Origin of the sequence: Prosthecobacter sp. SYSU 5D2, from assembly GCF_039655865.1 — a bacterium.
Classification (GTDB): Bacteria; Verrucomicrobiota; Verrucomicrobiia; order Verrucomicrobiales; family Verrucomicrobiaceae; genus Prosthecobacter.
The window spans coordinates 538,653-555,012 of the sequence record NZ_JBBYXL010000002.1 but is presented as its reverse complement, the minus strand read 5'-3'; the positions used below and the strand labels follow the sequence as shown (position 1 = coordinate 555,012).

General features: G+C 58.4%; 1 protein-coding gene. It reads right to left on the bottom strand.

Annotated elements, in window-relative coordinates:
• Positions 1 to 716: 716 nt before the first annotated feature.
• Entirely contained in the window at positions 717 to 16,274 is a 15,558-nt protein-coding gene (locus tag WJU23_RS04785) for an autotransporter-associated beta strand repeat-containing protein (protein WP_346331396.1), read from the bottom strand.
• Positions 16,275 to 16,360: the final 86 nt, after the last annotated feature.

Sequence of the window (16,360 nt, the reverse complement as noted above, 5' to 3'; positions counted from 1 at the left end):
CCAGTGTGGTAAAGAAGCTCCACCGCACACACCAAGACTCCTGCCCAACACTTCCATCCCTTGGGCTCCAATCGCTTCAGCATCAGCGATTTCGCGATATTATAGAACGTTACAAAAGCGCCATACAAGGGCATCAAACAGCTTACCGCATGGCTCTCCTCCCACGTATCCACAAGTGGTTTTCACGCTCCTGCTGGGCACTTGCTTACCTTTCATTTATTTTAAAAACCCGTTTTTGGCAAAGATATGCCTTATCTATGATATGCCTCAACTTTATGCCCTGGAGACTCCCGGAAAGGCTAAAGAACGCTCTATAGAACTAGGATATACCCTTATCTTTGCTGATTTAAAGATTTATTCCTCTTCGTCCTATTTCTGCTTTGCCCCATACCCGGCTAATAACGCAACCCGGTTCTAAAATGGCTTAGCCGCAGATATCAAAGTCTAAAGACCTTCTGTGCCAGTGAGCCCAGATGGAGCAAGAGGTCCCCTACAGACCGTCAGCCAGGATGACCCATGGATTTTGGCTGCACTCGCAGACCAGATGACCTGGAATGACTTTAGATACCCGTTCTCCGCACGCGTTTTGTACCTCGTAGCAGCAAGGATTCGGAACAGGGATCTAAACTCACGGCATCCGACACCTCAAAAAAAAAAGGAGGGAGCCGCAAAGCTCCCTCCCCTATTTATTTTACAACAAGCTCAGTCTTGTCTTCTCAATGGCGGCGGCGGCGGAAGAACAGTCCCATCAGACCCAGGAAAAGCAGCAGCATCCGGCTTGGCTCCGGAATCATGACAAACACGATGCCGTGGCTGTTAAAGAGGGTGGTGTTCCAATTCAACGAACCTGTCAGTGTAGGAAGGTTCAATGCCGCAGGGGTGCCCGAAAAGCTTGTGGTCCCCAGGGTGCTCCAGTCAACAAGATGGAAGACATCACCATATGCCAGATCCGAATATCCGTCTGCAAGTGTCACATTGATGACAGCATTCACCGAAGATCCGCTCATGTTTTCGATGAATACCTGGTCATGCTGGGTTGTCCCTGCCTGATAGGCGCTGGTCCAGGCTTCGAGCACCGGGGCTGGAGGCGTGCTGTTTTCGTAAAGAGCCACGTTGGCGGCGTCTGAGAGGCTCGGCAGACCGAGCTGAAGGAAGACGGAAGACGTGGTATCTGCAGTCAACGTACCCACCGTGAGCTGGCCCAGTGTGCTCACCCCCATATTGATGGAGCCTGGAGAAAGCGTCGCGTCGGCGGCCAGCGTGACGCCGCCGGAGATGCTGCCAACACCGCCTAGGGTGGCTGCGGCAGCGACGGTAACGTTACCGCCACCCGTTCCGGAGCCTGCGGTGTTGTTCACCAGGAGGGTACCTGCATTCACCGCAGTGTCCCCGGTGTAAAGGTTGTTACCACTCATGGCAAAAACTCCCGTTCCGGCCTTGGTCAGTCCGGCAGTCGTGGTTGCAATGACACCACTGAATGCCGAATCCAGGTTGTTCGTGCTGCCGACGGTCAGATTCAGACCGGCATTGATCTCCAAAGACCCGGCACCATTCAGAGCGCCCAAAGTCTGGGTAGCCCCTACGCCGAAGGTTGCACCGGAGGAGACCGTGACATTGGCCAGGCTGCCCAGAGCGGTGGCGTTGTTGGAGTTCAGTCTGCCGCCTTCGATATTGACCTGCGTCCCGTCAATCAGCCCGGCTGCGGCTGTCGTCAGGGTCATGGTGCCATTTCCCTGTTTGGTCAGTGTCCGGGCGACACCACCGTCGCTCAAAGCGCCAAGAGTCAGCACAGTGGTCGCTCCAGCGGTACTATTGGTCACCAGGAATGTGGGGGAACCACTCAGGGTGGAGACCCCGAAGTTCAGGCCCATGTTACCGGACGTCGCATTGGTGCCCGATTGCACCGTGACTGTCTGACTGGCAATGGCAAGAGTTCCCAAACTGTGGGTTACGCCAGCACCACCGCTGTTGCGGTTGAGCGTAATGGTGACGTTGCCGCCGACAGTCGTTGGCCGCGCATAAGCACGACCAGTGCTGTTGAAGAGCTGCAATTCACCACCATTGAGAACCAGTGTTGCAGCCCCAACTCCTAGACCAGAGGTTCCGTTAAAGCTGGTGCGAAGCACACCCTCATTCAGAGTCACCACACCTGTGTAGTTACCAGCATCGGAGATGATCATGGTGCCGTTCCCGTTTTTGGTAAAACCATAGCCAGAAGCTGCCGGGCTTTCAGACAATGACGTAACAGTCAGAAGCGTGGTGGCACCCAGACCGTTATTGACGACGTTGAAGACCGTGGAGCCGGTGATCGTGGCTGCCCCAAAGGCAAGCCCCTGGTTGCCGGAAGTCGAAACGGCACTCGTAACATTCAGAGTATGAGCGCCCATGCTGAGGGTGCCCAGTGTATGTGTCACACCTGCACCCGCCGTCAGGCGCTGGGTGGAGATGGTCACGTCTCCCGCGATGGTGGTGTTCCTTGCATGAGCGCGTGCAGTGCTGCTGGCAATTTGGAGCTCGCCACCGTTGAGGAACAATGCGGATGCGCCGGTGCCCAGACCTGATGTGCCTTCTGTTTCCACCCGCAGCGTGCCTGCATTGAGTGTGACGTTGCCCGTAAAGGTATTGATACCGGAGGTGACCACTGTGCCTGCACCGTTTTTGGTCAGGTTGCCACTGCCGGAGATCACTCCGCTGATGCTTAATGTAGAGCCTGCATCCGCTACGGTCCAGAACTGGCTGGCGCCAAGCACAACAGGAGCAGAGATCGTCGTCAGCGCAGGAGCACCGCTTGCGATGTCAATACCGCCTTCACCGACAGTCAGAGTGCCGCCAAAGCCTGGGGCGATGGTCACAGGTCCTGCTTCAGGGTTCACTCTCAGGCCAAGGATGCTGATGGGTGCATCCAGAGTGGTGGAAAACGGTGGGGTGACGGAATCGACCGCACTGAAGTGGACCGTATGCGTCGGCCCAGGGCCGAACCCTGCATCTGGGGTGCCGCCAGGGAACTCAGACCAGTTGGAAGCCGTGCCATCCAGGCCGCCCCAGCTGCTGTTCACCGCACCGGTCCAGTAAAGATTGGTGCCAGCTACCATGCTGAGGACATTCAGCTGCACCGTGTTCGCTGTGGTGGACAGACTGTATTGATAACCTGAAGGCAGGCTGCCCAGTTTGAGGTACTCCAGTCCCACAATCGGATTGGCGCTGGTGATCAGGGTGTAAGTCCCCACGCCGAAGCCGCTCAAAGGAGTGCCGGCGATGTAGCCATTACCTTCATTGATCGTCAGCGTGCCCGTGCCACTGATCACGATGCGGTCCGAGACGCCTGGTGCGCCCAGATTGAACCCAAGCTCACCGCTGTTGGAGTTGCTCCCCAGAATAATGCTCACATTCGCAGGCAGATTCAAGTCCGCCGCTACGCCATCCTGGTAGAGATTGAAGGACCCTGCCCCCAAATCCGTGCCCACCGTCAGTGCGGTGATGTTTGGCAGTGAAGTGGCCCCGACCGAAAGGAAGCCGCCATTGATCACGACTGGCCCGTTAAAGGTATTGACACCGCCCGCCAGCGTAAGAGCCCCTGGGCCGTTTTTGATCAGCCCGCCTGAGGCGTTAGGTGCAATACCTGAAGCCGTGACAGCCGCCCCCGTGCCGCCGCCGCCAACCAGGGTAATGGTCGGTGTGCTGGTATAACCGATGCCGGGGTTGGTCATCACAACACTTGTGACCTGGCCATAGGTCGGGCTGGAATCATCCAGGTCCACCACTGCGTAACCCGTGGCACCCGTGCCGCCACCGCCGGTGATTTCCACATAAGGGGCGCCGAAATAACCACTTCCACCAGCTCCGACGGTCAACCCGCTCACGCCATCACCGGTCGGAGCCAGAAGCGGCGTCGAAACCGTGACATATCTGCCTGCCGTGTCAAAGATGGCATTGCCAGAGTACACATAGGCTTTCAGAGCGCTGCTTGCAGGAATGAAGGCTGCGGTATCAATGGCCGCCTTGAGGGTGCCGCCGTTGAAATTAATCGTCGCGCTCGCAGTCGTGGCACCGACGGTGAAGGCATTCGTGGTCAGAGTGCCGCCCACCAGGTTAAGAATTCCGGTGGCTGTTCCCGTGGTTTGCCCAAAGGAAACATCTCTTCCCGTATTGTTCACCGTACCACCCACCATGTTCATCACGCTGGTGCCTCCCAGGTTGTAGCCCAGAGCGATGTTTTGAGAAGCATTGCTGTGGTCCACTGTGCCACCTGTCACCGTGAATTCCGAACGCAGGTTGCTGAGAATGATGTATTCATTGCTCGTCAAAGTGCCGCCGTTAACGCGCAGCACCCCGGTGCCTGTGGCACTGTTGTAAAGGCTAACCCGGTTGGCGGTGAATGAACCGCCGTCGATCTGGAAGGCGCCGTAGCCGGCTGTTCCCACAGATATGCCCGCAGAGGTGCTGGCAGAAGTGGCTTCCACCGTACCCTGTTTAATCAGCAAGGAGCCGGCACCTGTGGCATTGGTGCCAATGGAATAGCTGGATGAGCTGTAGCTGCCTTCCGTATCAATCCGCATCAGGCCGTTCGTAGCAGCAGAAGCTCCTACCGATGTGGAGCCAGGGCTGTTGTTCACGGTGCCAGTGACAACCAGCGTACCCCCGATGACCGAGGTCGTCCCCGTATAGCTCTGGGTGCCCTTCAGCTCCCAAGTACCAGCTTCAGCCTTCGTCACGGCCACCACACCAAACGGACCACTGGTGATCGTTCCCGCCAGGACGTTGTTAAAGCCGGTGGTGGAGCCGCTCAGCGTCAGAGTCTTCGTTCCATAGGTCGAAGATGAAATGTTGCCATTAAGAATCAGCGCAGCGGTGCCGTCATTGTCAATGGTCGCACCACCCGTGGTCCCGACCAGGTCAAATGGACGGTCGGTCGTTCCGCCCGTGCCGTCCGCAGGAATGGCCAGGGTGCCGGTCGTTGTGCCGAAACCAAAGCGGATGGTCGCGTTGGCCCCTGTCTGGTTGCCCAGATAGCTGGCGCTGCCGACATTGCTCATGGAAGGCACACTCAGCGTACCGTTCTGGATATGAGTGTAACCGGTGTAAGTGTTGGCGGGGTTGGTCAGTGCAACCGTCTGTGCAGCCGTCTGCTTGATGAGATTCATGCTGCCGCCCAGGATCGCTCCGATTGTGCCCTGGTTCAGTGTCGCATTTCCGTTCACAGTCAGAGTGCCTGCACCCGTGATGGCATTTTCACCCAGTCCCATTGTCAGGCTGCTGACGGTTGCATTAGCGGCCATTTCCAGTGTACCGCCCGTGGTGACGACGAGTCCCGCAGTGCTGATGGCCTGCGCCACGCCCACAGTCAGCGTGCCAGCATTCACCGTTGTGGTCCCCTGATAGGCAGCCGTTGTATTCAGCGTCAGTTTGCCCAGGCCCGTTTTGGTCAGACCTCCAACGCCTGACCCCACACTGCCCACCAGGGACAGGTCATTGCCGTTGGTGTCCCAGGTCGCCCCGCCCTGAAGGATAGTGACGGTCCGTGTCGCAAAGTCATCGGTAAATCCAGTGCCCAGACGCAGTGTGCCACCGGCGAAAACAAGCTCGCCCGTATCTCCACCAATGTTCTCCAGACCAGCGATCTCCAGGATGCCTTCATTGATGGTCGTCTTCCGGGTTCCACCGCCGGCGGTGTTCGTGCCGGTGAGGACCAGCGCGCCACGTCCAGATTTGGTAATGTCTGCTGCGGAGGTCAGTGGCGATTCAATCGTGGCCGTCAGCAGCGGTGTGGTGGCTGCCGATGAAGGATTCTGCACGAAGATGATGTACTCGCTGCCGGCAGTGGTGATCCCGCTGTCAAAGCCGCTCAGGCCGATGCCATGCAGGCTGCCATTGGCGGCGGTCGTGGCCTGGGTGAAGAGCATCGTCCCGCTCGTCACTGCCAGGGTCTGGCCAGCACCTGTGCCCGTCACATTGAAGGTGCCTGCAGCATCCGTATTCTTGTGCAGCACCAGAGAGTTAAGCGTCCGTCCTGCCAGACCGGTCAGATCCGCAGTGAGCGCCTCACGGGTGTTGTTCGTAGCACCGGCGGTGGCAAAGTTGGCGTATTCAGTGCTCAGATTCAACGGGCGGAAGCCCAGTCCGGAGACGTAAGTGACCAGGCTGTTGCCCATGTTTGTCACTGCAAGAGCTGCATTGTTGTGCGTTTCACCCAGCGCCCATGGCACAATGCTCAGAGTGGGCGTGTTTGCCGCCCCTGCACCGCCCACCATCGCATTGATGAAGCTGGTCTGGTTTGTCGCATCACCGATGCGGAACTGGATGTTGTGGGTCGTGGAGGTCCCCAGGTTACGGCCGCGCACGGCCACCGTGGCACCGTTGCTGCGCACAAAGTTTGTGGCAGCCAGCGCTGCACGTGCGTTGTTGGTGCCGGAGGCATTTGCATCCCCGGACAGGTAGCTGGCCCCGGAATTAAACTCCAGGTTGCCGATGGTCTCCACGCGGCTGTTGTTCTGGTCGTTGCGGACGGTAATGCCCAAGCGAGGCGCGCCGCCAGTCCCTGTCATCGCTCCGTCCACGGAGTTGAGGATCATGGGAGTGGTGTCCAGAATGCGCGTGGTAGAAGAGGTCGTGCCCGTATTGGCGATGTCCATTGCCGTCCCCTTGTTCATCGTGATGGAAGACGCATTGAGGGCACCGATGCTGGAGAACTGAATCCCGCCCTGGTTGACGATCAGCTGTCCGGTGAACTGGTCGTTGATGTTACGGAAGCCCTGGAAGCTGGCCCCCACCTTGATGATCGCGCCCGTTCCCACGATCTTGCCGTCAAAGTTCACATCTCCTGTCAGATTCCCTGTGGTCAGGGTATGGCTGCCCAAAATGACGGTGGCGAGGGTATCCTGTCCTGCCGAATTGCTGCCGCCGCTTAGGCGGCCAATCGTTTCATCATCCAGCAGCTCCAGCGTGCTGACGCGGTCATCCGCCAGCACCACGGAAGAGAGATCGCCGATGGCATTGCCACCCGCCGCCTGGAGAATGCCGCCCTGGATCTGGGTGGTGCCTGTGTAGTCGTTGCTGCCGGAAAGACGCAGGGGGCCGTTCCCTGTCTTGGTGACGGCATTGGTATAATTAATGTCCGCCGAGAGCGTGAACAGACGTGTGCTGTCCTGGGTGATGACGAAGTCCGCCGCTCCGGTGGCCACTTTACCGCCCAGGATGCCCGGGCTGCCGGCTGTCACCTGGTCCGTGACCAGAATCCCGCCGCTCACAATGCCGAGCTGGCCCCCTGGGGCGATGTTGACCACCGATCCGGAAGCTGCATCGAAGCGAAGGCTGTTCACCGATGCCTCCGTCACAGAGCCGGTGAAGCCTGTCGTTTCATCGGTGATGTGCTCACCTGTAATCCAAGAGCTGATGTCATTTTTGGGCGTCGAAACCAATCCCACAATGTTTGAACCATTGGCAGTGGCAAACCAGGTGCCTGAGGCGTCTTTGATGGTGGCAAAGGCGGCACTGGTGGACTGGGCCGAGGTACCTGTTCCCAAAAGGCCTGTGGCAGTGTTATTTGGGCTGGTGGTGGTAACCAAACCTCCAGTTACAGGAAGATTGATGCGGACGGTGCCTGCGCCAGCTGCGCGGGTGATGGCATTCAGGTTCAGCGTGGCGGTCTGGCCGCTGCCCGGATTGATGTTGATGGTGTTGTTGCCGCCGCTGGCAAGGGTGAACGAGCCGACAGACTGGGTCGTCTGGCTGGAGGCATTGCCATTGATGACAAGGGTGCCACCGCGCATGTCCAGCGCGGAAAGCTCCCTGATCTTGGTATTGTTATTCGTGGTGTAGTCCAGCACGAGGGTGCCTTCAGCCACAACGGTGGAACCGGTGGAGGCAAGATTGATGTTGTTACCGGAGAGGGTAACGGTGCCAATCCCCAATTTCTCAAAAGCAGTGGTGCCGGTGCTGGCAAGATTGGCGGAGATGGTACCTTCATATAGATCCAGGTTCCCTGTGACGGTCAGCGTGCCACTGCCGGTGATGTTGCCTGAGCGGTCAAGGTTACGGTTGCCAAGGATGAACTCTGTGACCGTCTGGCTGTAGGTGTTCATGTTGAATGTACCAACACCTGCGGCATCCACGCCAATGCGCAGTCCGTCAAACTCTGTCACGACAATCGCGTTGTCCGCGCCGAGATTGATGATGCCCCCGCCAGTCGCCCGCAGGGTGGAATCCGCGCTGAGGGTGGCCGTGTTGTAGGAGAGCACCCCTGTGTTCATGAGGTTCAGCGTGGCATTGACGGTGACGGTAAAGTCATCCCGCACCTGGAGCAGGCCGCTCTCAAGGTTGAGGATGGTCGTGGCTCCCGAAACGGTGACGTCATCCCCGATACGGCTGGTGGCAGTGCCGAGGTTCCATGTCCCGCCGTTGACAGTCAAGTCAGCTGAATCTCCCGTCTGGGTGATGGCTCCATTGATGTTACCGACGCTGCCTGCCGTGCCGCTGAGAACCAGCCAGGCACCGTCTGCCACAGGCCCCACGTTGATGGCCCCATTGTAAGTGATGCTGGCACCATTCGTGCCATTGGCAGAAAGGGTGGCCACCCCTGTGGTGGTGGTGATGGGGCGGTTGGTGGACTGGCTGGTGACGTCGCCAATGAAGCTGAGGGTGCCGCCAAACATGTTGATCGCGCTGCCCTGGCCCAGGCTGCTGGCCGCGCCGTTCATGTTGGTCACCGTATTGAACTGGAGGGTGCCTTCGGTCAGGGAAATGTCACCGGAGAAGGTATTCAGCCCGGTCAGAGCCACGGTGCGGCTGGTGACAGTCCAGGCACCGCGCTCGTCGTTGATGGCCAGGGAGTGGCCATTGCCGCCGTCGGAAATAACGGCAGGAATCTCCAGGTGACGCACCGAGCTGCCCTGATAGCTGATGCTGGCGTCATTGCCAAGGACGATGGAATTGGTGATGTTGATGATGCTGAAGTTATCTGAGGATTGGCTGATGCGCAGGGCGTTGTTGGCATTGTTGCTGCTGCCAAGAGTGATGACACCTGTCAGGTTTACCGTCATGTCGCTCAGCGGGGTGCCTGATGCGTCCGCACTCAGCTCCAGGATGCCGCCTGAGGCATCCAGGGTAATGTTTTGCGTCAGGTCAAAGGTGGTACCGCCAGCCGTGGCGAAAATGATGCGGCCAGAGCCACCGCCCAGAATGCTGCCAGAGCCCAGGGCCTTCACGTTAGCGGCAGTGACAGTACCTCCCAGGATCTCCAGGCCGCCCGTCCATGTGCTGTTGTCCGTATTCAGTGTCAGGGTACCGGCGGTCTGGTTCAAGTTGGTCGTGACTGCCTGAAGGCTGTTGACCTTCAGACGGCCGGACCCGCTGACTGTGTTGGTGAGAGTGATATTCCGGGCCGCGCCAGTCTGGTCTGCGGAATTATTGTCGCTCAGGTTGATGGTGGAAGCTGAGCTGAGGGTGATGGCCCCGCCGTAAAAGTGGTTGCCCCCGCCAACAGAAAGTGTGCCGCCATCCAGGGTGATGTCGTGAGGAACTGGAGCCAGCGCAGTGGTGGCCACAGCATTGGTGTAATAGAACGCGCCACCGCTGTTGATGATGATTTCGGAGACGTTGTTGTTGGAAGTGGCGCCGAGGCCGCCAAGCTGCTGCATTTCCAAATTGCCGCCATCGATGGTGACGGTGCCAACGTCATAGGTCGGGTCAGCGTTTGCCCCCAGGATGAGTTTGCCCGCACCCGCCTTGGTCAGGTCTCCACTGCCGCTGAGGGCACCACCGACAGTGAGCGTGGAGGCACCTGTGATGTTCCAGGTCTGGTCGGACCCCAGCTTGACAGCGGTATTGATATTGACCGTAGCGGGACCGCTGGTCGGGACGGTGATGCCATCGTCGGAATCTTCAGGGATGATATCCAGACGGCTTGTAGCCACGGCACCGGGATTGATGGTCACCGAGCCAGGTGTGCTGGCTGGGAGAGTGTTCGGCTCAAAAGTCAGGGATTTGATTCTGAAGTTCTGTTCCAGGGTAGTCTCGACATTGCCGGTCACACTGTCCGAGACAAAAAAGACATTCGTGCCCTGCCCCGGGGTCGTGGTGGCGTCAACCGCACCGGCTTTATCCTGTGACCAGTTGATCAAGGTATTCCAAGTGGCGTTCCCCGTGCTGCCGCGCCAGTAAAGGTCACCGGAGACCAAGCTGCCTGTGGTGATGAAAACCCGGCCATTCTCAGCCGTGAGGGTGATGCTACTGAAACCGCCGGGTTTGGCTCCAAGGATCCAGTCGGTGTTGGCGAGCACGCCGGAGGTAAAGCCAGTGCCTGTAAGGAGGTCATAAGTCTCACCAGGATTCAGGCCTGCATCGGTAAGATTGAGGGTGATCTGATTGCCGGCAAAGAGGTTCAGCGTACCCAGGGCCGTGAGGGAGAGCAGATCCGTATTGGACTCGTCACCTACAACATCGCCGTCGCCAACGTTCAGGCCAAGGTAGGTCATGCTGCCGCCAGGGGAACCAAGGGTCAGAGAGCTGAGGTTGCTGAACTTGCTGCCTTTGGCATCCAGAAGGTTAAGCGTGCCGCCGTTTTCCACCACGATGCTGGTGACAGCCCCAGGATTGGTAATGCCACCCGTGAGGGCCAGGATGCTGCCTGCGCCGGTGACGCTGAAGCCACTGGTTCCATTAAGTGGGGAGGCTATGGTGAAGGTGCCCCCGGTCACACCGGTGATGCCTGTGTGTGTGAGCGTCATCCCAGCGGAGAAGGTGGCTGCGGTATTGCCTGCCTTGTAGATGGAAAGGGCACCGCCGCCGGAGTTTTGAATCGTGTAAGATCCGGTGCCGGAGCCGAAGTTGACCACGCCGTTGTTGGCCCCAAAGGTGAGCGAGGAAGCGATGGAAGAAGTGTTGTCAATGACAATGGTGCCATTGGTAATGGCGGTCATGGAGCTGACGGTGTCCGACCAGCCTTTCATATCCAGCGTGGCGGTGAGACCGAGGGCCGGATTGAAGATGAGGCCGTTATTGAGGCCGTCGAAGGTCGAGTTACCAGTCGTTCCGCCCATCTCAGGGATGACGTTATTGGCCCCGAGGATGATGGTGCCGGAGGAGATGGTGGTCTTGCCGCTGTAGGAATTGGCCCCACCAAGGGTAAGGGTGCCTGTGCCGGCATAGGTGATGCCGAAGTCTGTATTGCTGACCGTGCTGAAGATGCCATTCAAGATCGTATCCCCGGAACCGTCAAAGCCGATGCTGCGGCTGGTCGTGCCGACAGTGGCAATGTAGGCACCATTAAGAGTGAGGGTTTTACCGGTGGCAATGTTGTTGCGGATAAAACGGCCGGTGCTTGTGGTGGAGGGGTCTGACCAGGCACCCATGAGAGTGATGCTATTATCTCCAATGAAAGTGGCAATGGTGCTGGAGGTAGCCGACTGGGTGATGGGATTGTTGATGGTGCGGTCCCCGCCATAGGCAAAAACCGCGCCGTTGGAGATAGTCAAGAGGCCGTAGCCCGAACCGGCATCAATGCCGAAGGCATTGTCATGGCCGATGCCGAGGGCACCCCCCGTAACGTTGATGGCTCCGGAAAGGGTGTTGTTACCGGCCAGGATCCAGGTGGCGCTGCTGTCCACGGTGACACCGAGGGTGCCGCCGTTATCAGCAAGGATGCTGGAGATCATGTTGCCCTGGGCGTTCGTGCCGCGCAGGAAGAGGGTCTTGGCTCCGGCCACCATGTCGTTGGCGACGTTGGTAAGAATGAGGGGGCCGACGCCGTCCGAATGAATCTGATTGCTGCCGGTCGTGCTGTTGAGGCGGATCTTGCGGTTGCTGGTTTCCCCCTGGCCGATGTATTGAAGAATGCCGCCGCCGGTGCCCGAATTGCCGAGGGTGACGGCATTGGAATTCTGGTTGGCATTGACCGTGGTGCCGACACTGGAGGTGCCAGGTCCGTTGCTGCCGAGGGAGGTGACGACCAGGGTGCCCTGATTGACGTTGGTTTCACCATCATAAGTATTGGCACCCGTCATGCGCAGGGTGCCAGTGCCCAGCTTGCGGATGCCAGTTCCAGCTGATCCGGAGATGTCACCACTGATGGTCGCGTAGTCGGCACCGGTGTTACCGTTGTCATCCACGCGGATCGGACGCAGGGTGTTGGCCAGAACGGCTCCATCCGTGTAAGTGCCCGCAATGCCTGAAGTATTTGCCGTATTGGCACTCATGGTGAAGGTCGTGGCGCTGTTGATGCTGACGATATAGGCCCCGGAAGGGATGTTGGTGCCGGTTACCGTCTGACCCACGACAAGTCCCGCCGTAGTGCCGCTCGCAAGCGTCACGTTGGCACTGTTTTGTGCCAACGTCAGGCTGCCAGTAAATGCGGCTCCCGCTGCGGCACCCAAGGAAAAATCACTGGCGAGCTCGACCTCAGAAAGAGCGATGGAACCGGTAGCACCCTGGGCCCGCGCCTGGGAGCCGTTGAGCATCAGACCGTTGCGGTTATCCAGGAAACCTGCGGTGCTGCCCCAAACCGGCGTGTCATTCCAGGTGACGGTGAGCTTGCTGTCACCACCGAGGAAACCGCCGGAAAACTGGGCGGTATTGGCTGCAGGAGCCAAAAACTGCATCTGCCCAGGGCCGGTGCCGATGTTTCGGTGGAAACTGCCCTGGGAATAAAGGGTGCCACCGTCAAAAATCAGATTGGAATTAGGAGAGAGACCCTGGCCATTGGTGGCCATGAGGATGCCCTGTGTGATGGTGGTCGGACCGCTGTAAGTGTTGGCGGCGTTGCCCAGCTTCCAGATGCCCGTGCCTGTTTTCGTCACCGTCGTGGCAAATCCCGTGCTGTCAGAGATTTGAGGATTAAAGGTGTTTTCGCCTTGGGAAGTGCCGGTGAAAATAATGGTCCGGTCCGCATTGGTGCCATGGACAATGGCCGCATGATTGCTCCAGACGATGGCGTTGTTGATGTTGGTGGCCGCAGCACTGGAAAGGGTGACCCCGCTTCCGGACAGAGTGAAGAGACGGTCGGTGCTCATGGACAGACTGCCCAGGGCAAGGATGCCGTTGCGGATGTTGCCTGCGTAAACGAGGCCGGAGGCGGAGGTGCCGTTAAAAACCAGGCTGCCTGCATTGTTTGCGGCATTGCCGCGGCCGATGGCGCTGTCGCTGCCAATGTCGGCAAGACTTTCCACCGTGACCAGAGCTGTGCCGCCGATGGTGGTGACGCCGGTGTAGTTGCTGGTGCCCAGCCAGCTTTGGGCACCACTGCCGGTTTTGGTAATATTGATCACCCCTTTATTCTCCTTCTGCTCGAAAGTACCAAAGGAGGTACCGGTCCCGTTGCTGCCACCGATGGTGAAGGTGACATCCTCAATGCCGCTGTTGGTCAGGATGCCGTTGTTGTTCCAGGAATTGGTGGTGTTTACCGGTGTCACACCGTTCAGATCCAGGACGGTGCCCTGACGCATGGTGATGGACACGTTGTTACCGGCAATGGTGCTGCCGACACCGCTCAATTGAATGGTTCCTTCGTTCAGGGAGACGGTGCCTGTCTGCGCATTGGTGCCTTTCAAGATGAGTGTGCCTGCGCCGCTCTTGGTCAGGCCACCGGAAGTGCCGCTGGTCATCACAGACTCCAGGGTCAGGGTGTCAGAAGCTTCATTAACCCGGATGGAAAGGGAGCCGGTGCCGCCGACCGAGATGCCCGTGCCCCCAGTGATGACGGCTGCACCGCCGGTGGAAAGGATGTAACCGTCCGTATTCGCAGCGCCGGTGCGGATGGTCAGCAACTGGCTTGCATTAAGGGTGAGTGTGTTGCTGCCGACGATTTTCAGGGCATCAATGGTCATCGCGTTTGTGGCGAAGCTGCCCGTCATTTCATTGGTATCTGTGCTCTTGAGGACGGTGGAGGAAGTGTGGAAACCCGTGTCTGATCCTGCGCCGCCAGCACCGTCGCCATAGACCGGGGCGCGCAACAAACCGGCCTGGGAATAGGCAAAGTCGCTGCCCTCAAAGAACATGCGATTCACAAAACCGGTGGCGAGGCCGGTCATGGTGACCGTGCTGCCAGGACCGGTGCCGACGATGTTCAAACTGGCGGCATCATTGACCGTACCAGCCGAGGCAAAGACCAGCGATGCCGTCCCGCCAAGCCCCGGGGTGAGGCGGAGGGTGTTGGCACCGGCATCGACAGCAAGGGCGCCAAGGTTCTGGACGTTGTTCACGCCGGCCTGGCCAACGAACTCCAGTATACCGCCCGCATAAACGTTGTTATTCACAAAACTGATGGCGTTGGCGCTGGAAAGAACCGTCGAGGTGGCCCCATTGGCCTTGATCTTGAATGTACCATTGGAGAGACTGGTGGTGCCGGTGTAAGTATTGGTTCCAGCCAGAACCCAGGTGCCCGGACCCGTTTTGAGAAGGGAGACAACACCGGTAACGGCATTGGGAATGCTCCCATTGATAATGTTGTCCGCCTTGTTGGTACCGCCGAGCGTCAGCGTCTTGGCTGAAGTCGTGGCGGTAGCTGTGAAGTTCGAATTAAAGATGACTGGGTTAAGCCCCGTCTGGTTAGCATAAATGCTGGGCGTTCCGGTTGAACCAGCGAGGTTGATGACTTTGCTGGTGGTCAGGCCGGCTGCGGTCGGAGCCACACTTGTACCAATGATGAGGGCACCGGCAGTGCCGCCAGAACCGATGTTGATAATACCGGAATTGTTTGTGACTGAGCGGAAGTCTGTGATGACCAGGGCACCGCCCTGAACGCTGTAGGTACCGTCAATGGTTGAACCTGTGCCAAGCAGGGTCAGTGAGCCTGCCCCGGACTTGGCAACGCTGTGGTCAAAGGCGGCTGCGGTGCCGAGGATGCTGCCTGTGATCAGGGAATTGCCGTTGCCACTGAAGGTCAGCAGGCGGTTGGCAGTGTTGTTGGTATTGCTCCAGAAATTTCCCCCATAAGTGACCAGACCCGAGGAGTTGTTGGTGAAGGTGGAAGGGTTGTCACCACCGTTGACCGCCATGGCCCCAAAGGTGAATCCATAACCGTTACGGCTGTTAAGAGTCACCGTAATGTTGTCTTCGAACGAGCTGCTGCCAAAAACGGCGGTGCCGTTAATTTTGCCATCGCTGCCGATGGCGTGATCGGCAAACATGGTGGAAGTGGCGCGGAAATAAACATTTGCATTGGTGCCGCCATTGACCCGGAGATCAGGCGCATCCATTCGCACTTCCAGGACGCCGCCGTTCATGTCCAGCACACCGCCTGTACCAGTGGCTGTCCGGTTGCCCAGCACCCCGCCAGAATTGATGCGAACCGAGCTCTGGCCGGAAGCTGCACTGCCACCGACGCGCAGGATGCCATTGAATGATGCCGTGGAGGACGGATTCAAGAAAAGCGTGCCTGCCCCGGTTTTTTCCAGGGTGCCTGTGCCGGAGAGGGCGCCTGTCAGGTTGTAAAAATTGGCCCCGGCCGTGGTGACGGCCCCCAGGCTGGTGACTGTGGTGCCAGCCGTGCCAATGACCTGCAAAGACCCGGTAATGGAGAGCGTGCCATTCGCAGAGGTGAGGCGGGTGTTGATCCCGGCGGTGCCAGGCTTGGCTACACCGGAATTGATAGTCCCGGAAAGGGTGTTGTTGCCAAAACTCAGGACCGCCGCACCGCGATCCCCAATCGGACCGGTGCCCTGAAGTGAGAGGTCACGGGTGAAATTCATGCCCAAAGCCGAACCGTCCAAAACCAAGGAACCGCCACCATACCCGCGGTTGGCAACGGAATTCAGAAGAGGGTTGTTCAGAGTGATGACGACCTCAGAATTGTCAGCACCGAGCTGGTTGGGATTGGTGATAATAACGGAGCCGTTGGCAATGGTGGTGATGCCAGTGTAGCCGTTGACCGCGCTCCCGAGCCGGACTGTGCCACCACCTGTTTTCATGAAACCGGCCGAGCCTTCGAGAGATGAATTAAGAGTCAATGTCTTGGCAAAATCCACGTAGAGCCCGCCAGCCCCGAGAGTGAGAGATCCTGCATTGAAAACATAATTGTCCTTGATGGTCAGCAAATTCGCCGAACTCAGGGAATTTAGCGTGATGGAAGACCCTGCAAGAGGGAATGGAGCCGGAAAAAAGACGTCATCGTTGATGGTTGGCAGCTCGGCGTCCCAGTTGGCGGGATCTTGCCAGTTGAAATTGGCGGCGCTGCCTGCAGTCCAATTAATATTGGCCGCCAACAGTGGCTGACCGATCTGCCAGAGGCACATCAGGGCCGTGAGGAAGAGGTTAAGAATGAAGCGATGGCGGCGCAGAGTGGTCATATGGTCGTTGAACAGGGGGACAGTGCAGGCTTGAGCCGGGCATAGCAGACACGGGACTCTCCATGGAACTCATGAAAAGCCAGATG

Excerpts from the sequence above, each read along its gene's own strand:
- WJU23_RS04785 (WP_346331396.1), bottom strand. The coding sequence starts at position 16,274 with ATGACCACTCTGCGCCGCCATCGCTTCATTCTTAACCTCTTCCTCACG.